22 protein-coding genes are annotated in these 23,480 nt (G+C 45.6%); 1 reads left to right on the top strand and 21 read right to left on the bottom strand.

Going from position 1 to position 23,480, the window contains the following annotated elements; all coding sequences use genetic code 11:
* Positions 1-7: 7 nt before the first annotated feature.
* The 5 genes from trpD to Cabys_RS08820 all read right to left on the bottom strand — a co-directional run bounded on the left by trpD (position 8) and on the right by Cabys_RS08820 (position 4,565).
* On the bottom strand, positions 8-1,018 hold the full coding sequence (gene trpD / locus Cabys_RS08840; protein ID WP_006929993.1) for an anthranilate phosphoribosyltransferase: 1,011 nt from the start codon (positions 1,016-1,018) through the stop codon (positions 8-10).
* Positions 1,015-1,602: an anthranilate synthase component II gene (locus tag Cabys_RS08835; RefSeq protein ID WP_006929992.1), complete on the bottom strand. Its 588-nt coding sequence runs from the start codon at positions 1,600-1,602 to the stop codon at positions 1,015-1,017. The genes trpD and Cabys_RS08835 overlap by 4 nt, the downstream gene beginning before the upstream one ends.
* Complete coding sequence (gene trpE / locus Cabys_RS08830; RefSeq protein ID WP_006929991.1) at positions 1,602-3,086, bottom strand: anthranilate synthase component I; 1,485 nt, start codon at positions 3,084-3,086, stop codon at positions 1,602-1,604. The genes Cabys_RS08835 and trpE overlap by 1 nt, the downstream gene beginning before the upstream one ends.
* Before the next feature lie 319 nt (positions 3,087-3,405).
* Positions 3,406-4,014, bottom strand: a complete 609-nt coding sequence (locus tag Cabys_RS08825) for a transposase (protein WP_006929990.1) — start codon at positions 4,012-4,014, stop codon at positions 3,406-3,408.
* Between the two features lie 233 nt (positions 4,015-4,247).
* Positions 4,248-4,565 (bottom strand): transposase, encoded by a 318-nt coding sequence (locus tag Cabys_RS08820; RefSeq protein WP_225868911.1) that lies wholly within the window; start codon positions 4,563-4,565, stop codon positions 4,248-4,250.
* 340 nt (positions 4,566-4,905) lie between these two features.
* Between Cabys_RS08820 and Cabys_RS08815 the strand changes: the two genes are divergently transcribed.
* Complete coding sequence (locus Cabys_RS08815) at positions 4,906-5,463, top strand: NUDIX domain-containing protein (protein ID WP_006929987.1); 558 nt, start codon at positions 4,906-4,908, stop codon at positions 5,461-5,463.
* 7 nt (positions 5,464-5,470) lie between these two features.
* Here the strand turns inward: Cabys_RS08815 and Cabys_RS08810 are convergent, their stop codons facing one another.
* From Cabys_RS08810 to Cabys_RS08735, 16 genes are all read right to left on the bottom strand, one after another.
* Positions 5,471-6,553, bottom strand: a complete 1,083-nt coding sequence (locus Cabys_RS08810; protein WP_006929986.1) for an AI-2E family transporter — start codon at positions 6,551-6,553, stop codon at positions 5,471-5,473.
* A complete protein-coding gene (locus Cabys_RS08805; RefSeq protein ID WP_006929985.1) occupies positions 6,550-7,101 on the bottom strand; it encodes a thioredoxin family protein in 552 nt (183 codons plus the stop codon). The genes Cabys_RS08810 and Cabys_RS08805 overlap by 4 nt, the downstream gene beginning before the upstream one ends.
* Positions 7,098-8,459, bottom strand: coding sequence for an NAD-dependent succinate-semialdehyde dehydrogenase (locus Cabys_RS08800; RefSeq protein ID WP_006929984.1), 1,362 nt, complete (start codon positions 8,457-8,459; stop codon positions 7,098-7,100). The genes Cabys_RS08805 and Cabys_RS08800 overlap by 4 nt, the downstream gene beginning before the upstream one ends.
* 15 nt (positions 8,460-8,474) lie before the next feature.
* Positions 8,475-9,296 (bottom strand): LysE family translocator, encoded by an 822-nt coding sequence (locus tag Cabys_RS08795; RefSeq protein WP_006929983.1) that lies wholly within the window; start codon positions 9,294-9,296, stop codon positions 8,475-8,477.
* Between the two features lie 25 nt (positions 9,297-9,321).
* Positions 9,322-9,804 carry a GNAT family N-acetyltransferase gene (locus Cabys_RS08790; RefSeq protein ID WP_006929982.1) on the bottom strand — a complete coding sequence of 161 codons (483 nt, stop codon included), beginning with the start codon at positions 9,802-9,804 and terminating at the stop codon, positions 9,322-9,324.
* Entirely contained in the window at positions 9,795-10,700 is a 906-nt protein-coding gene (locus Cabys_RS08785) for a phosphatase PAP2 family protein (RefSeq protein WP_006929981.1), read from the bottom strand. Before Cabys_RS08785 ends, Cabys_RS08790 begins: the two co-directional genes overlap by 10 nt.
* A gap of 104 nt (positions 10,701-10,804) precedes the next feature.
* Positions 10,805-12,355 carry an acyl-CoA carboxylase subunit beta gene (locus tag Cabys_RS08780; RefSeq protein ID WP_006929980.1) on the bottom strand — a complete coding sequence of 517 codons (1,551 nt, stop codon included), beginning with the start codon at positions 12,353-12,355 and terminating at the stop codon, positions 10,805-10,807.
* 9 nt (positions 12,356-12,364) lie between these two features.
* Positions 12,365-13,084: a RadC family protein gene (radC, locus tag Cabys_RS08775; protein WP_006929979.1), complete on the bottom strand. Its 720-nt coding sequence runs from the start codon at positions 13,082-13,084 to the stop codon at positions 12,365-12,367.
* Positions 13,085-13,563: 479 nt separating this feature from the next.
* Complete coding sequence (locus Cabys_RS08770) at positions 13,564-13,944, bottom strand: GxxExxY protein (RefSeq protein ID WP_044281285.1); 381 nt, start codon at positions 13,942-13,944, stop codon at positions 13,564-13,566.
* Positions 13,945-14,729: 785 nt separating this feature from the next.
* A complete protein-coding gene (locus Cabys_RS08765; protein ID WP_006929977.1) occupies positions 14,730-15,161 on the bottom strand; it encodes a cobalamin B12-binding domain-containing protein in 432 nt (143 codons plus the stop codon).
* A gap of 24 nt (positions 15,162-15,185) precedes the next feature.
* Positions 15,186-16,829 carry an acyl-CoA mutase large subunit family protein gene (locus Cabys_RS08760; RefSeq protein ID WP_006929976.1) on the bottom strand — a complete coding sequence of 548 codons (1,644 nt, stop codon included), beginning with the start codon at positions 16,827-16,829 and terminating at the stop codon, positions 15,186-15,188.
* 243 nt (positions 16,830-17,072) lie between these two features.
* On the bottom strand, positions 17,073-18,170 hold the full coding sequence (locus Cabys_RS08755) for a DUF4388 domain-containing protein (RefSeq protein WP_006929975.1): 1,098 nt from the start codon (positions 18,168-18,170) through the stop codon (positions 17,073-17,075).
* Positions 18,171-18,180: 10 nt separating this feature from the next.
* Positions 18,181-19,008, bottom strand: coding sequence for a phosphatidate cytidylyltransferase (locus tag Cabys_RS08750; RefSeq protein WP_006929974.1), 828 nt, complete (start codon positions 19,006-19,008; stop codon positions 18,181-18,183).
* 131 nt (positions 19,009-19,139) lie between these two features.
* Positions 19,140-21,023: a sugar phosphorylase gene (locus Cabys_RS08745; RefSeq protein ID WP_006929973.1), complete on the bottom strand. Its 1,884-nt coding sequence runs from the start codon at positions 21,021-21,023 to the stop codon at positions 19,140-19,142.
* A 6-nt stretch (positions 21,024-21,029) separates the two neighbouring features.
* A complete protein-coding gene (locus tag Cabys_RS08740; protein WP_006929972.1) occupies positions 21,030-21,374 on the bottom strand; it encodes an STAS domain-containing protein in 345 nt (114 codons plus the stop codon).
* Between the two features lie 294 nt (positions 21,375-21,668).
* Entirely contained in the window at positions 21,669-23,339 is a 1,671-nt protein-coding gene (locus Cabys_RS08735) for a PP2C family protein-serine/threonine phosphatase (protein ID WP_006929971.1), read from the bottom strand.
* Positions 23,340-23,480: the final 141 nt, after the last annotated feature.

Here is a 23,480-nt window from a genome sequence, read left to right as displayed (position 1 = left end):
CTCCGTTTTAGTTAAAAGAGTGACTCATCTCTACAAACTGCGCTAATTTTTTGATCACCTGGCCGGAATCGATCGTCTCTCTGGCCAGCGCTATCCCTTCGTCAATGTCGCTAACCCTGCCGGCCGCTTTAAAGGCAAACGCGCTGTTCAAAACCACAACATCCCGGTCGGCGCCCCTTTTCCCGTTAAAGATTTGTAAAATCTTTTCCGCATTCTCTTCCGCGCTTTGCCCGGCAATATCGGAAAAGGGACCGGAGGCGTCGAAGCCGTTGAATTCAAAACGTTTAATCTGACGCGCGCCCTGCTTGACCTCGTGAATGATGGTTTTGCTAAAAGGCGAAACCTCATCCAGCCCATCCCGGGCATGTACCACGTAAGCGTGTTCATGGCCGCGCTCCAGTAGAACCTGCGCCATCATCTCCGCGGCCTGCGGATTAAAAGCGCCAATCAATTGTCGACGAACGTTAGCCGGATTTAGCAATGGGCCCAGCATGTTAAAAACCGTACGAATGCTTAAACTCTTACGATGCGGAGCGATTTTTTTCATGGCCGGATGATAGGCCGGCGCAAAGAAGAAAGTAATCTGAATTTCGTCGGCGCATTGTTTGGCCTGTTCCGGCGTCAGATTAATGTTGACGCCCAGAGCTTCCAGCACGTCTGCCGAGCCGGCTTTACTGGAAATGGATCGATTGCCGTGCTTGGCAACGGTCACTCCGCCGGCCGCCAGTACAAATCCCACGGCTGTGGAAATATTGAACGTGCCCTTGCCATCTCCGCCTGTTCCGCAAACATCTACTGCCTGCGCGTCTTTCAGAAAAACCTGTACTTTGTGTTCGTTTAACACATCCAAAAAGCCATTGATCTCATCCACGCTCTCCCCTTTTTGCCGCAAGCCCATCAAAAGAGCGCCAGCCTGAGCTGCGGTAATACGCTCGTCAATCACCGCTTGCAGGGCTTCTCTTGCTTCGGCGCGCGTTAAATTCTGCCCGTCGGCTATTTTCTCCAATAGTTGTTTCATATTGCTTCCTCGACTTTTTTGATACTACGATACCAGTTGCTTAACATTTTCATCCCATCTCTGGTTAAAATGGATTCGGGGTGGAATTGAATCCCAACGACCGAAAAGCGCCGATGGCGCATGGCCATGATGATCTGATCAGAGGTGTGAGCAATCACCTCTAATTCTTCAGGCAACGAATCCCATTCAACTACTAAAGAATGGTAACGCGTCGCCGGGAAAGGAGAAGGGATTCCTGTAAACAAAAGATCACCTTTGTGCAATATTTCTGAAACCTTCCCATGCACTGGCTCATCTGCCCGAATGACCTTTGCCCCGTAAATCTGACCAATGACCTGATGCCCCAGACAAATGCCGAGCACGGGGATTTTTTCTCCCAATCGTTTCACAACTTCAAGACTGACGCCCGATTGCTCCGGCGTTCCGGGCCCGGGCGAAATCACAATTCCCTCTGGTTGCAACGCTTCGATTTCTTCAAAGGAGATGGCGTCATTGCGAAACACTCGTATCTCATCCGCCAGTTGCCCGAAATAGTCCACCAGATTGTACGTAAAAGAATCATAATTATCGATAAAGAGTAACATCAGTTTCCTCCTGCGGCTTTTTGAATGGCCTTAAAGAGGGCCTTTCCCTTATTCAAGGTTTCCTGATATTCGTTTTCGGGAATGCTATCGGCTACAATGCCTGCGCCGGCCTGCCAGTACAGTGTGCCGTTTTTAGCCAGCAGGGTACGTATGGCAATACAGGTATCCATATTACCTCCGTAATCAAAATAACCGACGGCGCCGGCATAAAAGCCCCGTTTGGACGGTTCCAACTCATTGATCAATTCCATGGCTCTGATCTTTGGCGCGCCGGAAACCGTGCCTGCGGGAAAAGCGGCTTTAAAGGCATCCACCGCGGTTGCCCCGGTCTTAATTCGCCCAAAAACATGACTGATGATGTGCATGACGTGGGAATAGCGCTCGATGGTTAACAGGTCTTCAACGCGTACGGTGCCTGGTTTGGAAACACGGCCCAGATCGTTGCGCGCCAGATCGACCAGCATGATGTGTTCGGCGCGTTCTTTGGGATCCTGCAACAGTTCATCGGCCAGCAGGCCATCTTCTTTTTCACTGGCGCCGCGCGGACGCGTACCGGCAATGGGAATAATCTCCAGTTCGCCGTCCTCAAGGCGAATCAACGGCTCCGGCGAAGCGCCCAGTAATTGAAAATCTTTGAAATCCATGAAAAACATGTAAGGAGAAGGATTAATGGTGCGCAAAGCGCGGTAAACCTGAAACACATCGCCTGTAAAATCAAGCGCAAAACGCTGAGAAAGCACGACCTGAAAAATATCGCCTGCGTAAATATGCTCGATAGCCTTGTGCACGGCTTTTTTATAATTGGCCGGTTGAAAATTACTGCGGATGCGGTAATCTTTGACGTTGAAAGGCTGCAACGAAAAGGAATGGTCGGCCACAACCATTTCTTTCAGGGCTTCCAGTCGTTGCATGGCCTGTTTAAAAAGGATTTTCAGATCGCCGGCCTCCGGATCGATCAAACGAATTAAAAAGACCTGATTTTTCACATGATCGAAGGCGATCAATTCATCAAAAAAGCCGAGTACGGCGTCCGGAATTGGAAGGGCATCCGCACCGGGCGACGGGATATTTTCAATCTGACGGATCATATCATAGCCGATGTAGCCCACCGCGCCGCCGCTAAAGCGCGGTAAACCAGGCAAATGTATGGCCGGTTTTTGAGTCAGCCGCTGGTTTAATTTTTCAAAAAAGGGGCCATCCTTTTGAAAAATCGACGCATCGTTTTCGATTAGAAAATCGGTTGGTTGCGCGCCGATGAACGAATAGCGGCCCATTTGCTCCCCCTTAATCACACTTTCCAGCAAAAAGGAAAAGGGACTTTTCTGGCGCAAGCGGACATAAACCATGGTCGGCGTCAAAAAATCGGCATGCAAAATTTGATAAACAGGGATGCGATGGCCTTTAACGGCGCTTTTGGCCACCTCGTCAAAGGTCGCTTTTTGACAATAGTAATCAACTTCGGATTGCTCTATGTTTCTATTCATAGTAACATTGCTCCAATAAAAAACCCACTCGTTCAGAGTGGGCCCAGTTTTACATTAAAATTAAAAGACTGAACCCTATTTAATTTTAAACCAATTCCACCACAATTTTTTTGGTCTGCTGTAATCCATTTTTCCCATATTTTTGACCCATCATTTTGTTTCTATGAATAGTAACAAATATTTTTTTTAAATGCAAAAAAAAATGTCGGGGGACGCATTCGGTATGTGCGGCGCATTCATCCCACCGTTTTGTGGTGATTGTTGCCGTTGTCGTAGGGGCGACGCATGCGTCGCCCCTACACCAATCCCCCCAAACCAATCACACCGTTTCAAAATAATCATCATCCGTCCATTTCAATGGGTTATTTTTGATGTATTGCCGAATACGGTTTAATTCGTTTTCGTCGCGGATGATGTGTTCCCAATAATTGCGTTGCCACAATTTGGCGCCGGGTGTTTGGCGATATTTGTTAATGCGGTTGGTCACCGCCGATCGAAACGAACCGACAATGGCCCCCACGGAATGCGATTTTGGCCCGCGCGGTGCACCGTTGTGTGGATTTTGTTGTGATTGTTGTAGGGGCGACGCATGCGTCGCCCCTACCGAATTCGTCGCCCCTACGTCGCCATCCACCGTATCAACACCATCAATCCATTTCGTAATCACAATAATCCCATGCACGTGGTTGGGCATGATTTGACATTCGTCCAATGTTACGTTGTCAAAATGATCGGGAATGGCCAACCAACATTGGTTACAAATTTCGCCAAATGCATTCAACACCATTTCCCCGTTTACCACCCGACCAAACAAACATTCCCGGTTGTGTACCACCATGGTTACAAAATAATAACCGGGACAGCGGTAATCCCACCCCTTCAACCGGATGGACCGGCGGTGGTGTTTTTGCGGATCGTAATGGGTCATGATACAATGTCCATTATTGTTGTATTTATTGTTGTTTATTGGTGTCGTTGTCGTTACCGTAAGGGCGACGCATTCATCCCACCGTGTTGTGGTGATTGTTGTCGTTGTCGTTATCGTAGGGGCGACGCATGCGTCGCCCCTACCAAATGCGTCGTCACAATCATCCACCACCCCAATTGATGGCGTCGCCCACCACCGAATGCGTCGCCCCCACGTCCATCACCCCAAACCATTCACACCGTTTCAAAATAATCATCATCCGTCCATTTCAATGGGTTATTTTTGATGTATTGCCGAATACGGTTTAATTCGTTTTCGTCGCGGATGATGTGTTCCCAATAATTGCGTTGCCACAATTTGGCGCCGGGCGTTTGACGATATTTGTTAATACGGTTGGTTACCGCCGATCGAAACGATCCGATGATGGCACCAACGGAATGCGATTTTGGCCCTCCGCTACCGTAATAGTATTTTCCCGAACGGATAATGGCTTGCTTGTCCTGGGCCAATAATATTTTAAAAAAAATCAATAAAATCAGAGGTAAGATCATTCGGAGAGTCATGATAACTCCTTTTATCTAAAATCGACTTTTGCCAAAAAAGAAGATTAAATGACAGGATTAAATATTCATTTGAATATAACCTTTCATCCATTAATTTGCAAGATATGCTACGCCAATTGTCATGCTGAACCCTATTTATCGGATGAAGAATCCCGACATAAAAGAAAAGGAATCCTTAGTTGCGTTTGCAAAAACAAAAATGGGGCAACGGAATCGTCAGATTGTTCAAAGCGGCTAAGCGTTCATCACTTTCGGTTGCGCTGAATGCCACATTTTTTAAATTAATCGCACAGTGCGAGTAAATTCTGAAAGCGTGAACGGAGCGAACATGAAATACGCAAAAAATCCATGGCAGAAAATTTCCAGCCGACTCGTTTACCAGAACTCCTGGATTCGTCTGCGTGAAGATCAGGTGATTACGCCCACCGGCACAAAAGGAATTTACGGCGTGGTTGAACCCTACCCGGCCATCGGTGTGGTTCCCATTACCAACGACGGTTTTACCTATTTGATTGGACAATACCGCTACACATTGAACATCTACAGCTGGGAAATTCCCGAAGGCGGCGGACAAGCGAAAGAATCAATTTTTCAGGGCGCTCAACGTGAACTTTTAGAAGAAACCGGCTTCACAGCATCTAAATGGGCCTATTTAGGCAGCGCTTACACTTCCAATTCCTTTACCAACGAAGTGGCCTACCTTTACCTGGCCTGGGATTTGACCGCAGGCAAAACCAGTCCCGATCATACCGAGCAACTGGAACTGCGTAAGGTAAAATTTGCGGAAGCCTGGACAATGGTAGAAAAAGGGATCATCAAGGACGCCATGTCGATTATTGGCCTGCTGCGGGCCAAAAACACGCTGGAAAAGTGGAAGTGGCTGTAACAACCTTTTATTTTGGTTTGCCTCTTAAAAAGACGCTTAAAAAACGCAATTCCGGCACATTTTCAAAGATAATGGTCAACGTGGCTAAAATGGGAACGGCCAGAATCATGCCGGCCACGCCCCACAAATAGCCCCAGAAGATCAAAGAAATAATCACCATCAACGGACTGAGGTTGAGCGTGCGGCCCATTAAACGCGGTTCCACCAGGTTGCCCATCGTGGTTTGCAACACGGCTAAAGCCAGCAGCATCCAGAAGGCTTTGGAAAACGAGCCGAATTGAACCAGGCTAAAGATAACCGGCAAAAGAGAGGCAATGATGGAACCGATATTCGGAATATAGTTAAAAAGAAAGATTAAAAACCCCCAGAAGATGGCAAAATCCAGACCAAAGGCCAGAAAGATGAGGATACTGATACCGCCAGTTAAAAAACTGACAACGGTTTTTGCCCCAAGGTAACGCTGAACCTGCGTAGTCACGCTATTGAGGATGGAAATAATGCGTTCGGCCTGTGTATGATCAAAGGCCAACCTGATCTTTACGTCGATGTTTCGCTTGCCCATTAAAAAATAGGCTAAAAAGATAATCACAATAACCGTTTTAAACAGAAATGTTAAAAACGTACCCACGCTGTTTAAAACGCCTTCCGTAATATTCAAATTTTTAATGGCCGAAATCCAGTCGATCTGTTTCCAGGTTGATCGATCAAGGTACACCTGATATTTTGATTGGCTTAACAATTGATTAAAGTTCATCAAAAAATTATCGATGGATTGAATCATCCGCTCCTGGTAGCGGGGAAACTGATCGACAAACATTTGCACATTGGCATAAACCAGCAATCCCAGCAGATACAGAATAACAAAGGACAGAATAAGCGTAATAAGCACGGCCAAAAACAAAGGGATTTTATGTCGCGTAAAGAACTGTACAATGGGGTCAAGAATAAACCCCAGAAACAGGGCGATTAAGAAGGGCAGAATAATCGAGCGTCCGATGTACAGCACCCAGACGACCAAAAAAACCACAATCAAGCTCAACGCAATGTTAATAAATTTTGCGCTAAAATCGATTTCTTTTTGATCTCTCATACGTCCTCAATTGTTTCATTCTTATGATCGGCGGCCGTCAATTTTTCCACCAATTCTGTTAAGATTGCCCTTCCTCGATCTTTTGCATAAAATTGGCGAATTTTTTTCAAAACTTCAACTTTTTCGATCTTCCCCTCGTTAATCAACGGACGATAATTTTCGAATATCTGGCGCGCCGCTTCGGGGCGCGGACCAAAACGGAACAGGTAGCGGCCTTCTTTGTCCAGAACCGCCACAATCGGGATGGCCCTTGCGCCGTTGGTTAAAAATAAATCCATTAAATCCGGCTGCTCATCTCTTAAGGCAATACGGATTTCCGCCGGTTTATTTTCAAAAAATTTTTGCAGAACGGGTAAAATAGCCGTTGAATCGCCGCACCACGGTTCGGTAATGACCAGAATTTTTAATTCCGGTAAAGAAACGGGCAAAAACTCATCGACCTGCGCTCTTCGGTAATGGAGTTCATGCAGGGCGCGTTGATCGCCCAAATACGAAAGGTAGGTTTTAAGGGGCAATGCCTTTTCAAAATAATCGCTTAAATTCTTCATTCAGCAACCCATACCGTTTTAATGTTTACAAATTCTTTAATACCATAATGAGAAAGTTCACGTCCGTAGCCCGATTTTTTAATACCTCCAAAGGGCAGGCGGGGGTCCGATTTAACCATGCCGTTGATGAAAACGGCCCCGGCCCGGATTTCTCTGGCCAGAGTTTTTCCTTTTTCAATATTTTTTGTCCACAAACTTGCTCCCAGGCCGAATGGCGAATCATTGGCCACCGCAATTGCCTCGTCCTCATCCTGCACCGGAATAATCGCCGCCACCGGACCAAAGGTTTCTTCTTCGTAAACGGGCATGCCTTTTTTCACATCTGTAAGGACTGTTGGCTGATAAAAATTCCCGGGGCCTTCGATGGCCTTACCGCCAAGCAGCAATCTGGCGCCCTGCTCAATGGATTTTTCCACCTGCCGTTCAAGGTCTCTTACCAGATCCGGCCTGGCTAAGGGCCCCACGTCGGTCGATTCATCCTGCGGATCACCCACCTTTAAAGCGCGCATTTTTTCGGCCATTTTTTGTTTAAAAGCAGGCAGCAAATCCTCAACCACAATAAATCGTTTGGCCGCAATGCAGCTTTGACCGGCATTGATCATCCTGGCCTGTACGGCTGTTTGAACCGCTTTGTCCAGATCTGCGTCCCGTAAAACAATAAAAGGATCAGAACCGCCCAATTCGAGAACGGTTTTCTTAATCTCCCGGCCGGCCAGGGCTGCAACGGCCGCTCCGGCCGGTTCGCTGCCGGTTAAGGTGGCGGCCTGCACATGACGGTCGCCGATAACATCAGGAATCAAATTGGGTTTAATCAGCAGGGTGCGAAAAATATTTTCTGGAAAGCCGGCCTCTTTAAAAATTTTTTCAATGGCCAGCGCACAGCCGGGCACATTGGAGGCATGCTTCAGAAGACCGGCATTTCCGGCCATTAAAGCCGGGGCGGCAAAGCGAAATACCTGCCAGAATGGAAAGTTCCAGGGCATTACAGCCAGCACAATGCCCAGCGGTTCAAAAGAGACGTAGCTTTCGCCGGCATCGGTTTCAATGATTTCTGCCGTCAAAAAGCGTTCGGCATTTTCAGCGTAATAATCGCAAACCCAGGCGCACTTCTCCACTTCGGCACGCGATTCGCGGATAATTTTGCCCATCTCTTGCGTAATCAAAAACGCCAATTTTTCCTTGTTCTTGCGCAAAACATGAGCCGCATTTTTCATTAAGGCCGCTCTTTGAACAAACGAAACCCGACGCCAGGCATGATACTCCTCCTGCGCCAGGTTAATAATATGTTTTACTTCCGCCATTTCATGTTCAGGATATTCTTTGATCAGCCGATTGTTGGCAGGGTTAACAGCCTTCATGTTTTAAGCCCCCCTTCAAATGATGTGGAACAGTTTTAAACTATCGAACAAAAGATAGCCCGAGATTAAAAATAAAAAGACCGCCAGGCCGTGCACCAGATAGTTGAAAAATTGCTCCGGTATTTTGTCTTTGTGCCTTTTCAGAAGCCCGGTAAGCAAATAAAACCAGACAACGGTGCCAAAGGCCACCGAAAGCGCATAATCCAGACTGTTAATGACCTGGTGAAAGGTGTGCGGCTGCGGTTCATGTTTTTTCTTTTCCATTTGCTCGACTAAATTCTCAGGTTCGCTGTTTTTGAAAACCGCCTGATCCTTTATCTCTTCCACGTTGTTTAGAAATACGTATTCCATCCCGCCCACATTAACGCCGTTCGAAGCGGCAAAAGACAAAATCACCAGCGAAGAAATCATCCAGCCGAAAATGATGGTTGGATTCAACAGGTTCACAAAAAAACCGGTGTAAAGGCCGTGATGGTGTCTGATCTTTTTGATTAGCGCCGTATCAACCACACTATCCGAACCATTGCCGTTACTAATTTTAACATGATAACGCAGCAACTTAACGGCCTGAATAAAAATAAATATGGCGCCAATTAATAAAATGTAGCTGATGATCCATTGATGGCTGGTCAGCAATCTGGTAAACCCAAAAACCATGATAAAGATGTAAATAAAATCAACAATGGCGCCGCCAATGGCAATAAACATGGCTCTTTTACGCTGGTCATGTAGCGTGTTAGAAACCACCAGAATACTAATCGGCCCGGCGGTAGGCATGGAAAACACAAAACCGACCACAAAGCCAATAACCATTAAAGCAAAGAGCGTTTCAATCATGAGTCAAAATCCATCCATAGAAAATTTAGTTCGTTTCCCATTCTTTTTTTAACAACCCAAATCGAATAATGTCATAATAACGACCATCTCTGTACTTGGCTTCGCGTAATTTTCCCTCGATTACAAACCCCGCGCTGGTGAATAAGTTCCTGGCCTTTTCATTAAATTCGTAAACTTCCGCCTCCAGACGATGGAAATTGAACTGTTCAAAAGCCAGCTTTACGATTCCTTCGAGCGCATCTTTAGCAAGCGCTTTGCCTCTGAATTCCGGTAAAATCCAGATGGTAATTTCCGCTTTACGGTTAAACCAGCGAATATTCACCAACTCCACACAGCCTGCGAACTTCCCTTCATATTCAATGGTAAAGGCCAATTTATCGGGCATGCCCGCCGGATGCCAGATGCGCTCGCTCAAATTTTGCCATTCGGGAAGAGTTTTCCTGGCCTCCGCTATTTTCTGGAAATCAAATTCTCTTTTAAGGAGAATGTTTCCGGATTTTAACCACATTCCTCACTACTCCTTAATGGGACAAACTGCAGCCAGCTCAGCAAACGATAAAAGGCCGGCGCCGTAACAATCACAAAAGCGGCAAAGGCAAAACCGGCGATTACATCGATAACGTAATGGTAGCGCAGATAGACGGTCGAAAAAATTAAACTGGGGCCAATGATCAGAAGCACGTAAAAATATTTACGATGATATCTGGCGGCAAAATACATGGTTAGCACCGTAATTTTTGTGTGCCCGCTGGGGAAGACATCGCGTTGAATGTTTTCCAATCTGTTCAGCAGATGCTGCAAATGATCGGACAGCCATAAACCGTGCAGGGGAAAACTTTGCAGATGATCCAGTGTAAAGCGCGGCCCAATTGCCGGCACCATAAAATATCCCAGGTAAGACAGGTAAAAACCATAAACTATGATAAAGGCAAAGTAATCGAACTCTTCCATCCGATTTTTCCGATAAAGTAAAACAGCCAGAATTAGCGGTAAAAAATAGAAACTTGTGTAAACCAATTGTAAGTATTCTGTTAAAATTGGATGATGAAATTTTTCCAGCCAGATGGTTGGATGAACGCCGAATAAATTTTTATCGATCTGGATCAAAAGCGTATCCATGTCCTGAGGACGAACATTGTGCACAATAAAGTGCAGTTCAGAAAAATTGAACAAAATAATGGGCACCAAATTCCAGAGTCGGATCCAGTTTAATATTTTCCCCCCGCCAAGATTCGGAAGCCATAACAGAAAGGCAATGATGGCAAGATGGATTAAAATCAACCAAAATCCATTGGGAATCCGGGGATAATTAAAGAAAATAACGGTTAAAATGAACAGCTGATAAATAATCGTGGCCTTATCCGCTACACGTAATTTTCCTTCGTAATATGTTAGCGCTTCCAAGACCGTTTTAAACTCCAATTTATCTAATTCTATTAAAACATTAATTTCAGCGCGCCGGATGCAATCTTTTTAGCTCATTCCATCCGGCAACGCAATATTACAAATTACAGGGGAATATTTCCATGTTTTTTTGCCGGATTGGAATCCACTTTATTTTGCAGCATGTGCAGTGCCTGAATTATACGCTGTCGCGTAAATCTGGGTTCAATAATTTCATCCACATAGCCCAGTTCGGCGGCAAGAAATGGATTGGCAAATTTTTCGCGATATTCTTCTTCCTTTTTAGCGAGCATTTGCTCCGGGTCTTCGGCGTTGCTGATTTCTTTTTTAAAGATGATTTCGGCGGCGCCCTTGGGCCCCATCACCGCGATTTCGGCGCTGGGCCAGGCCAGGTTCACATCGCCGCGAATATGCTTGGAACTCATCACATCGTAAGCGCCGCCGTAAGCCTTGCGCACAATGACGGTGATTTTGGGAACGGTCGCTTCCGAAAAGGCGTAAAGCAACTTGGCGCCATGCCGGATAATGCCGCCCCACTCTTGATTGGTGCCTGGTAAAAATCCGGGCACATCTTCAAAGGTAATAATGGGAATATTGAACGCGTCGCAAAAACGCACAAAACGCGCCCCTTTAACCGAGGCGTCGATATCCAGCACGCCGGCCAGGTGCTCCGGCTGGTTGGCGACAATTCCCACGGAAAAGCCATCCATTCGGGCAAAACCAACGATGAGGTTTTTGGCATAATCGGCATGAATTTCAAAGAAACTGTCCTTATCGATCACCCGCTTAATGATCTGATGCATGTCGTAAGGTTGGTTGGGATTTTCCGGAATAAATTCATCCAGCTCATCGTCAATGCGGTTGGGATCGTCTGTGCTCTCGATTTTCGGGGGATCTTCCAGGTAGTTGGAGGGCAAATATGATAGAAGCTTGCGTATTTGTTGTAAACATTCCGCGTCATTTTCGCAGGTTACATGGTTTACGCCGCTTTTGCTGGCATGTGTTTCGGCGCCTCCCAGCTCTTCGTAGCTAACTTCTTCATGCGTCACGGTTTTAACCACATTGGGGCCGGTGACAAACATGTAACTGGTATTTTTCACCATAAAAATAAAATCGGTAATAGCCGGAGAATAGACCGCGCCGCCGGCGCAGGGGCCCATCACAGCCGAAATTTGCGGCACCACGCCAGAGGCCAGAGTATTGCGCAAAAAAATCTCCGCATAGCCGGCCAGGCTGCGCACGCCTTCCTGAATTCTGGCCCCGCCTGAATCGTTTATTCCGATAACCGGCGCGCCTACTTTTAGCGCCTGATCCATAATTTTGGTGATTTTTAAAGCAAAGGTTTCGGAAAGACTACCGCCAAAAACAGTAAAATCCTGCGAAAAGACAAACACCAGCCTACCGTCAATATAGCCATAGCCGGTCACCACGCCGTCGCCCGGCACGCGCTGTTTGTCAAGACCAAAATCACGCGTGCGGTGCTTAACCAGCATATCCATTTCGACGAAACTTCCTTCGTCCAGCAAAAGTTTGATGCGTTCACGAGCGGTTAACTTTCCTTTTTCGTGTTGTTTTTTGATTTTTTCTTCCCCGCCGCCCAGCAAGGCCAATTTGCGCATTTGTTTCAACAACTTCACATTTTCCTTGTAAGACATGTGCTCCCCCTAAAAATTATCCATTAAGCCATTTTCTTTAAAACTAAAATAATCATCTTGCGTGATGATTACATGATCATAAACAGGAATATCCAAAATTTTACCGCTCTCCACAAGTTTACGCGTAATGTCGATATCGGCTTGAGACGGTCGTTTTTGTCCGGAAGGATGATTGTGCAGAACAATAATTCCCTTGGCCAGGTAACGGATGGCCGGATTAAACACCTCGCGCGGATGCACCAGAGAGGCGTCTAGCGTACCCTGAGTGATCCGAAAATCCTGAATGCGTTCCAGATTATTATTGAGCAAGATTACATAAAAGACCTCTTGCTTCAGGTGCCCCAGAATGGGCTGGTAGGCTCTGGCCACTTTTGCCGGTTCTCTGAAGGCCACAATTTCGCGTTCGGCCACTTCCTTTTGCAGGTTGCGATACAGTTGAAAAGCGGCCAACATAGTCACCGCTTTGGCCGGGCCAATGCCTTTAACCTGCTGCATCTCTTTTAACGATGCATTACTCAGGGCTTCCAGGGAACCGAAAGCGCGCAGCATTTTTTTTGCTAACTCCACGGCGTTGAGGCGGGTGGTGCCCTGCCCCAGCAGAATGGCGATCAACTCGGCGTTGCTGACCGAATCGGCCCCAAAGCGCATCAGTTTTTCACGCGGCCGTTCTTCCAGCGGCCAGTCGGTGATGCGCGCCCGGAAATGCTGCGGTTCATTGATGCGGTTCATCTTACCCCCGACTTTAATTCACGAATGGTTTAGGATTACCCGGTTTATGATCCTTTTCGTTTCTGAACCTTGACTTGCAAGATTTCAGAATTTTAGGATTAGGGGTATCTTCTTTCAACAATCTCCCTTTAAGTTTTGAACCAGGATTTACAGGATTTCGAGATTACCGGGATTAAGGTTGTCCTCTCTTAACAGTCTCCCTTAAAATTTTGAGTCGAAATCTCCTGATGAAAAATCTTGTTAATCCTGTAATCCTTGCAATCATGGTTCAAAAATGAACAAGATTTAAAGGATTTCAAAATTACCGGGATTAAGGTTATCCTATCTTAACAGTCTCCCTTAAAATTTTGAGCCGAAATCTCCTGATGAAAAATCTGGTTAATCCTGTAATCCTGACAATCATGGTTCAAAAATGAACAGGATTACGTTCTTCTCCTTTCAACATTTTCCCTTAAAATCAAGGAAATTCTTTAATCTTATTAATCATGCTTAATCTTTTTATTATGCACGCGTTTAAATTCCAGGCTGGTTGCTCCAAAATTGATTAGTAATCCAACTTCCATATTATATGCTTCCAGGTAATTCAATGCTTGTGCAAGATGGACATCTTCTAATTGCTTAATTGCTTTTACTTCGACCATGATTTTATTTTCTACAAAAAAGTCAATCCGTCGTGTGCCAATTTCATATCCGTGATAAAAGATTGGCATCTCTTTTTCTCGTTCAAAGTCCAGATCTTGCGCCCGCATTTCAATAGCTAAAGCGCGCTGATAAATAACTTCCTGAAATCCATTACCCAATATTCTGTGCACCTCCATCGCACAACCGATTATTTTATGCGTAAGGTCTTCGTACTTCATCATTGAGACCTTGATTTATTTTAGTTAACCAATTGTCTCTGAACCTTGACTTGCAAGATTTCAGAATTTTAGGATTAGGGTTATCTTCTTTCAACAATCTCCCTTTAAGTTTTGAACCAGGATTTACAGGATTTCGAGATTACCAGGATTAAGGTTATCCTATCTTAACAGTCTCCCTTAAAATTTTGAGCTGAACTCTCCCGATGAAAAATCTGGTTAATCCTGTAATCCTGACAATCATGGTTCAAAAATGAAAAGGATTTACAGGATTTCGAGATTACCGGGATTAAGGTTGTCCTCTCTTAACAGTCTCCCTTAAAATTTTGAGTCGAAATCTCCTGATGAAAAATCTGGTTAATCCTGTAATCCTGACAATCATGGTTCAAAAATGAACAAGATTTAAAGGATTTCAAAATTACCGGGATTAAGGTTATCCTCTCTTAACAGTCTTCCTTAAAATTTTGAGCCGAAATCTCCTGATGAAAAATCTGGTTAATCCTGTAATCCTGACAATCATGGTTCAAAAATGAAAAGGATTTACAGGATTTCGAGATTACCGGGATTAAGGTTGTCCTCTCTTAACAGTCTCCCTTAAAATTTTGAGTCGAAATCTCCTGATGAAAAATCTGGTTAATCCTGTAATCCTGACAATCATGGTTCAAAAATGAAAAGGATTTACAGGATTTCGAGATTACCGGGATTAAGGTTGTCTTATTTCAACTGTCTCCCTTAAAATTTTGAGCCGAACTCTCTTCATAGAAAATCATGTTAATCCTTCAATCCTTTTAATCGTGGTTCTCCTTTTCCGGTTTGGCGCCTTTCGTTTTCTCGTACCATTCCCGAACATAGGCCACGGCTTCATGCAGGGAGCTTCCCGGCCCGAATAGACGGCCGACGCCCATTTCCTGCAGCTTCTGGATGTCCTCATCGCTCATGATACCACCGCCAGTAAGCAGCACATCGTTCATATTGTTTTCTTTCATCAGCTGCAAAACCCTGGGAAAAACCGTCATGTGCGCGCCAGACAACATACTGATGGCAATCACATCCACATCTTCTTGCAGGGCGGTTTGTACAATCATTTGTGGCGTTTGTCGCAGTCCACTGTAAATCACTTCAAAGCCGGCGTCGCGAAAAAACGAGGCCACGACCTTTGCGCCGCGGTCATGCCCATCCAGGCCGGCCTTGGCCACTAAAATACGTATCTTCTTTTCCATTACTCTCCTCGCCAAAGGGTTCAACTAAAAATCGGTAGATTCCTGATATTCTCCAAACACATCTTTAAGCGTGTTGATCATTTCGCCAACGGTAGCGTAAGCTTTGGCCGCTTCGATTATCACCGGCATCAGATTTTTATTTTCAATGGCGGCCTGTTTTAACTCCTTTAACAAAGACTGCACTTTGTTGTTGTCTCTTTCACGCTTTAATTCCTGTAAACGTCTGACCTGCTCTTTTTCCACTTCGGGCGAAATCTGCAAAAGCGGTATTTCGATCTTTTCGTCTTTGTCCTGAAAGGCGTTTACGCCCACGATGTAGCGATCGTTATTTTCAATTTCTAACTGGTAACGGTAGGCCGCTTCGGCAATTTCGCGCTGAAAAAAGCCCTTTTCAATGGCCGGAATAACGCCGCCCAACTCTTCGATCTTTTTAAAATACTCTTCGGCGCCCTGCTCCATTTTATTGGTTAAATCTTCCATAAAATAACTACCGGCCAGCGGATCGATGGTATGCGGTACGCCGCTTTCGTAGGCCAGAATTTGTTGCGTACGCAGGGCAATTTTCACAGCCTTTTCCGAAGGCAGGGCCAGCGTTTCATCCATGGAGTTGGTGTGTAAGCTTTGAGTCCCGCCCAGTACGGCGGCCAGCGCCTGATAAGCCACACGAACGATATTGTTTTCCGGCTGCTGCGCGGTTAAAGTGCAGCCGGCGGTCTGCGTGTGGAAGCGCAGCATCCACGAACGTTCCTTTTTAGCGCCGTATTTTTCTTTCATGCGCCGGGCGTAAATGCGTCGCGCCGCACGATATTTGGCGATCTCTTCAAAAAAATCGTTGTGCGCGTTAAAAAAGAAAGACAGTCGCGGGGCAAAGGCGTCGATGTCCAGCCCACGCTCCATGGCCGCTTCAATGTAAGCAAAGCCGTCGGCCAGGGTAAACGCCAGCTCCTGCAGGGCGGTTGAGCCGGCTTCACGGATGTGGTAGCCGCTGATGCTGATGGTGTTCCATTGAGGCATGCTTTCCGTACAGTATTCGATCATGTCCACAATAATGCGCATGGAAGGGGACGGCGGAAAGATGTATTCTTTCTGGGCAATGTACTCCTTTAAGATATCGTTTTGAATGGTACCGCGCAGCTGTTCCGGTTTTACGCCCTGTTTTTCGGCCACGGCAATGTAAAAGGCCAAAAGAATAATGGCCGGGGAATTAATGGTCATCGAAGTGGAGACCTTGTCCAGCGGAATGCCGTCGAACAAGATCTCCATATCGCGCAGGGAGCTAACCGACACGCCGCACACGCCCACTTCCCCCTCGCTCCAGGGATCGTCGGCATCGCGGCCCATCAAGGTGGGCAGGTCAAAGGCCACCGAAAGTCCGGTTTGCCCGTTTTCCAGCAGATATTTAAAACGCTGATTGGTGTCTTCCGGCGAACCAAATCCGGCAAACTGCCGCATGGTCCACAGGCGGCCGCGGTACATGGTGGCATGAACGCCGCGCGTGTAAGGATACTGTCCCGGCATCCCCAGGTCGCGATCGTAATCCAGGTCTTTTATCATTTCCGGCGTGCCGAGCATTTCTACCGGATCGCCTGAAGCGGTGATGAACTTGGCGTCCCTTAGTTTAGCGGAGGCAACTTCCTGCTGCCAGCGTTTGAATGATTTAGAATCCATAAAAAACTCCCCCATTAACTTTCATTGAAATGGTAAATTATTTTAAAAATATAACGCCCTAATTTACAAAATATTGATGTTAAGCAAAAGTAATAATCAGGAATTTTGAACTGAGTTGTCTCATAAGGTCTCTGGCAGACTACGCAAAGCGGCAGGTGAGAATAGAATGCCTGTTTCGTGCATCCCGCGCGGCAACCTTCAACTCTCTGGCCATCGCTCGTAGGGGAAGCCGTTCTTCTTCCATCACAACTGCGGCAGCAGGGGCTCCAGTTGTTTGATGAGCTTTTTGCTTTCCAGGCGTATTAAACTGCCGTTGGCAAATTCATCGCCCAGCGTAACCAGATAGTAGTTCTGAGCCGGAATGCGCGCCAAACGGATCAATCCTTTTTCAAACTGGGCAAAGATTTCCTCCGTATGACCAAATTCGAATTCTTTGCCATTGTCCTGTGCCGTACTGATAAATTTAGAAATGATGGGAATGATCTCTGCCAGATCGAGATTTTCTTTTTGTTCCGGCGCCACGGCCGAAGCGACTATAAATCCGCTTTCATCCACTATGGCCCAAAGTCGTATTCCGCGCATGCTGAGCGCATTTTCCAATAAAAGAATAATTCGCCGCTGAACATCCGTGCTACGGTCATCTACATGAGACACTCTGGCGCGTAGTTCATCCAGACGCCTCAGTCCTTCCAGCAGCAGATTTTGCCAGTTTTTAAAAATGGTCTCTTTGGGCGCCCTGTCGCCTTTTTTTAGATTAAAGGTGCCGCCTTCCCAGGTTAATATTTCATAAAAAGCGTCTTCGCCTTCCAGATCTCCAACCGTGGCATGGACGATATTGCCATCATCAAAATAAATGACGCCGTGTTGATGGTCTTTTTCAAAGTGAAGGCTGTTGGTTTGCCGCCCCAGGCAGAGTAATTGAATGAGATCGGTCAACTGAAAGTCGGAAATTTTCCCTTCAAAACCTTTCTTCTCCTGCAGCACATCGAGGATGAGCTTGCGTAGCTCCTGTATTTCAAATGGTTTTTCAATATACTTAAAACAACCGCGGCGATTCGCCTCGTCCTGAATTTCGGATGAACCATAAGCGGTCATAATCACCACTTTAGTCTGCGGATAATTCTCTCTGATTTTAAGCAATAAATCCAGCCCGGAAATTTCCGGCATTCTGATATCGGTGATGACCAGGTCCACCGGCACCTGAGCCAGCACGTCCAGCGCCGCCATCCCGCTGTTAACGGCGATCAGTTCGAACTTATCTTTATCGCGAGAAAGATGTTTGGATATGGACCATGTTAAATCTTCTTCATCGTCCACAATTAAAACACGCTTACCATTCATTTTTTGCTTTTCACCTCAACTGTAAAATAAAATAAAAGATCAAAAAAGCCATTGAACTAAACAAAACGCTGTCAAAGCGATCGAGAACCCCGCCGTGCCCCGGCAGTAAAGCAGAAGAATCCTTTACGCCTGCGTCGCGCTTAAACCACGACTCCACCAGGTCGCCAAACTGCCCGACCACGCCGACAATCAAACCGCTGACAATGGCCACTTCTAAACTTATCGGAATAATTTTCTGAAAGTAAACTATTAAATAGACCAGCAAGGCTCCGGCCAGGCCGGCAACGGCGCCTTCCCAGCTTTTTTTAGGTGATACGCGCGCAAATAAACGGTGTTTTCCGAATTTCATGCCGAAGAAATAGGCAAACGTGTCGCAAATCCAGATGGCCACAAACATGATCAGGATAAATATTCCGCTAAAATTATAATCGGCCTGAAAAACATGATGCGCATTCTGACGTAAAAACAACAGAGCGCCCCAGAACATCGTGGGATAAATCACGCCCATAATTGTAGAAGAGGTGTTTAACAGGGCGGAACCGTCATTCTTAAACATTTCATATCCAAAAATGTACAAAACAAGTCCCACGACCGCCAAACACAGCAAAGGCGAAAATCCCGAATACAAAATGGCCAGAAGCGCCTGACCGCTCAGCATCCCCGCCACAGGCATCGGACGGCCGCCCTTCTGCTTGAGCAAATTGTACATTTCCCATTGACCGATAATGGTTACGATTACCGAAAACAAATAAAAAAACAATCCGCCCTTTAAAATAACAAATAATAACAGCGGAATACCAACGATGGCCACGGCAACACGAATCAATAATTCTTTCATTCTAACCTCTAATTCGTTCAAACAGTTATGGTGTGGAAGATACGTATTATTTACTTTTGGCGCAATTAAGAAAAAGGGATCGATATCCTTCAATCGATATCGACCCCCATTGAGGATTAGTTGGGTGCAGCCTAATCCAAAATTCTGAATTTCCCGTTCAGCGCTTTAAGCCAGAGAATTTCGTAAGGATTAATAACCAAAGACAGGTGATTGGCTTCTGTTTTGAACGCCCGTTTACTTAAAAGGTCGCGCCAGTGATGGTTACCCAAAATGCCCCACTCTTCCAGCTTGATGTTTAATGCTATTCTTTTGGAAGACACATTGGTTAATGTCAAAATAATTTCTTTATGATCTTGCGTATAACGTATGACACAAAAAACCTCGTCTGCAATCTTCAGGATTTTTTGCGGAGAATTTGGATGAAAGGCGCGTTGTCTTTTGCGAATCTCAATTAAACGCACCAATTTTCTGGTAACGTGGTAGGTGGTTGTTTGCGGATTTTCCAGAGAGCGTAACAACTCCTTTTTGTTAAGTGTTTTACGGTTAATGCTGCGCGTCGATTTTTCTTCGATCACCAGGTCTGCATCATTTTTAGAGCCGAGAAAACCGTGCAGGTAAATTCCCGGAACGCCCATCAACACCAGCGCAATGGCGCGCGAGGCGATATAGCGACTAACCTGAATTTCCATGGGTTCGTCGCTATCTTCATTATTGATGGCGCTGAACCAGGTAATATTCAATTCGTACGGGCTCAACGAACCGTCAGGGTTGGCTTTGTACGAGATATATCCGCCGTGTTCTACCACGCGCAAGGCCATCAGATCAATTTCTTCTTGTGTGAGAATTCCCTGAACGGCCATAACGCCAACGCCGTCGTGAGAATCCAGAAAATTAAAAAAAGTCGCTTCATCGGAAGGTTTCTTTAAAGTAGCCGCCCATTCGGTTAACTTTTTAGCGTTCTCTGTTTGGAAAGAATGAAGCACAAGCGGCGGCAGAGCAAAATTGTACACCATCTGCGCCTCGTCTCTTCCATTCCCAAAATAACGAATATTTTCCTGATGCGGCACATTGGTTTCTGTGATAATGGCCACATGCGGCGCCACAGCGTTTAAAATATCTCTGAATAATTTAATGATGGTGTGCGTCTGCTCCAGATGCACACAAGAGGTGCCCAATTCTTCCCAGAGGTACGTTACCGCGTCCAGGCGGATGATATCGGCGCCCCTCCTCACATAGGTGAGTAAAATTTCTATCATTTTTAAGAGAACGTGCGGATTGTGGTAATTCAGATCGATTTGATCCTGACTGAAGGTGGTCCACACCAGCCGTTTTCCGTTCAACGTATTGAACTCGGTCAAAATAGGGGTGGTGCGCGGCCGCACGATTAAACGTAATTGGTCCGGCGAAAGTTGTTGTTTGGTGGAAAAGACCACAAAAAAATCCAGAAACTGCGGATTCTGATTTAAAAATTCCTGGAACCATCGGCTTTTGGAAGAAACGTGATTAAATACCCCGTCGAACATCAACTTGAAGTCTTTTTTTAACTCCAGAATATCGTCCCAGGTGCCAAGATTGGGATCGACCTCTTCAAAGTCCATAACCGCAAAACCCCGATCGGATGAAGAAGGAAAAAACGGCAGAATATGCAGGGTATTAATGACGTTTCTTAAATAGGTTTCCGAAAGTTGTGATAAGGTGCGCAGGGGCTTTTGATTGGGCGTTTTGATCAAATCGCCATAGGTGATCAAAATCGCGTCGCATTCGGTAAAACGGTTTTCGGGGTCAAAGTTTTTCTCCCACTCTAACATCATTGGCGTTTTATGCGCATAGTAAACTTTAAGAATGCGCTCCAGTTCCGGATAAATATTTTCGACCCTCGCTTTACCGTACAAAAAGGTCAACTTGTTTTTAAAACGCTGCGCGAAATAGTCTGAAATATTTAACACAGGTCTGGTATAGTCCGGCTCGCTATAGTGGAATTTCCTTCTGTCAATCCTGTCTTCCTGACATCTCATCAAGGACTACTCCTCAAAACTTTTTACGGCTTCCTCAACCGAATCAAATATTTTTACTATTTGATTGATATGCGTGAGTTCCAGTAAATCAATAATCGTTTGCTGCGGAGCCGCCAGACGGATATCGCCGCCATGCGTACGGGTTGCCGCAATTTTTGAAACAATGGCTCCCAAACCGCTGGAGTCCATGTATCGCGTCTTTTCCAGGTTCATTACAATTTTATATTTCTCCTGCGCAAGCAATTCCTTCATCAACTTTTTTAACTCTCCGGAAATTTCCGAGGTCAAACGACGTGGGATATCAATCACCACAACTTCGCCATTCAACATAAATTGGGTTGGAAAATTCATATCACTGTCCTCTATGGTTTCTGGTTTAATAATCGTCTGTAATTTAACTTTTTTAAAAATTATATTCAAACATCAGGCTCTTATCCGTTTAAGACAAAGCCGCTCAAAAAGCCAATGAACGGCAAAAGAAATTGTGCAGTTAAGCCGAAGCTTCGATTTAGATTTGCCATGAAGATGACTCCGGCGGCCAGTCTTTTTTATATTCGTTTTCAAGATTAATTTTGCGCCCGGAACGCATTTTCTCCCAGGTTCAATCTTTGCGCCGTTTGCGCACAGTATTTGGAAATGAGCAGATTAAAGGTTTGCATCTGTTTTTCTAAGCAGCATCAGGGTAAAGTCGTCGTCGAGCAGCTGGCTGCCCACGTGCGCTCTTACGGCATGGATAATGGTTTCTTTTAATTCCTTTAGCGTTTGCTTTCGATTGGCCCGCACCAGTTTTTGCAAATTCTTCAATTCGAACTCTTCCTCTTTTTCGTTCATGGCTTCTACCAGGCCATCGGTGTAAATAATGATTAAGTCATTTGTTTTTAATTGCAAACGGATCTTTTCATACTCCCATGGCAGCACGCCCAGAAAGATTCCGCCCTTATTTAAAAGGACGATTTCACCGGATTCAGAAAGGATAAATGGCGGATTATGACCGGCGTTAACATAATCCAGCGTGCCTGTCGCCGGATCGTAAATGGCGGCAAAAACCGTAATGTAACGATCCGACGTCGTTTGACGCATAATCATGCGATTCAAGTTTTCCATGATCCAGGCCAGGTCATCCGAAAACTGGAAAATGGTACGCACCGAGGCCTGAAAATTGGACATGAGCATGGCGGCCGGAATGCTCTTTCCGGAAACATCGGCCATCAAAAAGGCCCATTTCCCGCCTTTGATGGAAATGACATCGTAAAAATCTCCGCTCATCTCCTTGCATGGAATATATGTAGCGTCAACTTCCAGGCCGGCCACGGAAGGCAATTCGGTGGGAATCAAAAGTTTTTGTATTTCTGAGGCTATCTTGATATCGGCTTTTAAACGTTCTTTTTCGATGGCTTCCTGCAAAAGACGCGTATTCTCAATGGCCAGCGCAGCCTGGGTGCTAAAGGTCAGTAAAAGCTCCAGGTCTTTTTCCGAAAATGGCTCCATATTCAGGCGATTCAGAATGGTAATGACGCCCAGAATGCGTTCTTTGTAGCGTAAAGGCACGCATAAAAACGAACGCGTGCGGTAGCCGCTGCGTTTGTCAAAGCTGGGATCAAACCGCGGATCGCTGTAGGCATCTTTAATCAGAATCGGTTCGCCGTGTTCGGCAACCCAACCGGAAATTCCCTGCCCCAGCTTAATGCGAAAGGGTTTAACCGTGCCGGATTTGGGACCGAGCGCCACTTTAAATTCCAGTTCGTCGCCTTCCTCTGTAAACAGCAGCAAAGAACCCGATTCCGCATTCATTAAGTGCATGGCCTTTTGAACGATATCCTGCAACAAATTGTCCAGAGAGGTCAGGGATTCGATGGAGCGGCTGATTTCGTGCAGAGCGCTCGTTTTTTCCAGCAGGTCTTCCATCTCCCGCGATTTGCGTTTGAGATCTTCTTCCAATTTTTTGTTGCGGATCAGCAGTTCAAATACACGCGTACACAGTTCCAGCAAAAGAAAAGCGATCTCATTGATAGAGTTTTTGCCGAGAATCAAAAAGTCTTTTTGACCTACCGATAGGACCCATTCGAATCGGTAAGTCTCTAATAGCTGCCGGAGTTCAGGGGGAAGCGAAGATAAAGGAAGGATTTTCTTTTCAGCCAATTGTTGTAAGGCAACATCAGAAAGCGTAACGCTAATCGTTTTTCTGGCGCTTTGCGGAAAAACCATTATCCATTTGTCGTCACCATATTTGATCAGCGCGCCAACTTCCGAGCCAGAAGATTCTTTCCATGAGCGAAAGGAATCTTCAAAAAGTACGTAATAATCGTTCGCTTTCATTTACATCCTTGCATATTTGTAAACACAAAAATTAAAAACAAATTTCAGGATTATCAAATACTTTTTTAATATTTTTCTATTCATTTGCAAATAAAGCGCTTATATTAATTTGGTGGATGCTTCTCTAAAAAAAAATATCGT

The organism is Caldithrix abyssi DSM 13497 (assembly GCF_001886815.1).
GTDB classification, from domain to species: domain Bacteria; phylum Calditrichota; class Calditrichia; order Calditrichales; family Calditrichaceae; genus Caldithrix; species Caldithrix abyssi.
The sequence above is the reverse complement of the archived record's forward strand: the minus strand, read 5'-3'. Positions and strand labels throughout refer to the sequence as shown.

Excerpts from the sequence above, each read along its gene's own strand:
- trpD (WP_006929993.1), bottom strand. The coding sequence starts at position 1,018 with ATGAAACAACTATTGGAGAAAATAGCCGACGGGCAGAATTTAACGCGC.
- Cabys_RS08750 (WP_006929974.1), bottom strand. The coding sequence starts at position 19,008 with ATGAAAGAATTATTGATTCGTGTTGCCGTGGCCATCGTTGGTATTCCG.
- Cabys_RS08790 (WP_006929982.1), bottom strand. The coding sequence starts at position 9,804 with ATGTGGTTAAAATCCGGAAACATTCTCCTTAAAAGAGAATTTGATTTC.
- radC (WP_006929979.1), bottom strand. The coding sequence starts at position 13,084 with ATGAACCGCATCAATGAACCGCAGCATTTCCGGGCGCGCATCACCGAC.
- Cabys_RS08810 (WP_006929986.1), bottom strand. The coding sequence starts at position 6,553 with ATGAGAGATCAAAAAGAAATCGATTTTAGCGCAAAATTTATTAACATT.
- Cabys_RS08780 (WP_006929980.1), bottom strand. The coding sequence starts at position 12,355 with ATGTCTTACAAGGAAAATGTGAAGTTGTTGAAACAAATGCGCAAATTG.
- Cabys_RS08805 (WP_006929985.1), bottom strand. The coding sequence starts at position 7,101 with ATGAAGAATTTAAGCGATTATTTTGAAAAGGCATTGCCCCTTAAAACC.
- Cabys_RS08760 (WP_006929976.1), bottom strand. The coding sequence starts at position 16,829 with ATGGATTCTAAATCATTCAAACGCTGGCAGCAGGAAGTTGCCTCCGCT.
- Cabys_RS08800 (WP_006929984.1), bottom strand. The coding sequence starts at position 8,459 with ATGAAGGCTGTTAACCCTGCCAACAATCGGCTGATCAAAGAATATCCT.
- Cabys_RS08765 (WP_006929977.1), bottom strand. The coding sequence starts at position 15,161 with ATGGAAAAGAAGATACGTATTTTAGTGGCCAAGGCCGGCCTGGATGGG.
- Cabys_RS08835 (WP_006929992.1), bottom strand. The coding sequence starts at position 1,602 with ATGTTACTCTTTATCGATAATTATGATTCTTTTACGTACAATCTGGTG.
- Cabys_RS08770 (WP_044281285.1), bottom strand. The coding sequence starts at position 13,944 with ATGAAGTACGAAGACCTTACGCATAAAATAATCGGTTGTGCGATGGAG.
- Cabys_RS08740 (WP_006929972.1), bottom strand. The coding sequence starts at position 21,374 with ATGAATTTTCCAACCCAATTTATGTTGAATGGCGAAGTTGTGGTGATT.
- Cabys_RS08820 (WP_225868911.1), bottom strand. The coding sequence starts at position 4,565 with ATGATCTTACCTCTGATTTTATTGATTTTTTTTAAAATATTATTGGCC.
- Cabys_RS08795 (WP_006929983.1), bottom strand. The coding sequence starts at position 9,296 with ATGATTGAAACGCTCTTTGCTTTAATGGTTATTGGCTTTGTGGTCGGT.
- Cabys_RS08825 (WP_006929990.1), bottom strand. The coding sequence starts at position 4,014 with ATGACCCATTACGATCCGCAAAAACACCACCGCCGGTCCATCCGGTTG.
- Cabys_RS08755 (WP_006929975.1), bottom strand. The coding sequence starts at position 18,170 with ATGAATGGTAAGCGTGTTTTAATTGTGGACGATGAAGAAGATTTAACA.
- Cabys_RS08815 (WP_006929987.1), top strand. The coding sequence starts at position 4,906 with ATGAAATACGCAAAAAATCCATGGCAGAAAATTTCCAGCCGACTCGTT.
- Cabys_RS08735 (WP_006929971.1), bottom strand. The coding sequence starts at position 23,339 with ATGAAAGCGAACGATTATTACGTACTTTTTGAAGATTCCTTTCGCTCA.
- trpE (WP_006929991.1), bottom strand. The coding sequence starts at position 3,086 with ATGAATAGAAACATAGAGCAATCCGAAGTTGATTACTATTGTCAAAAA.
- Cabys_RS08745 (WP_006929973.1), bottom strand. The coding sequence starts at position 21,023 with ATGAGATGTCAGGAAGACAGGATTGACAGAAGGAAATTCCACTATAGC.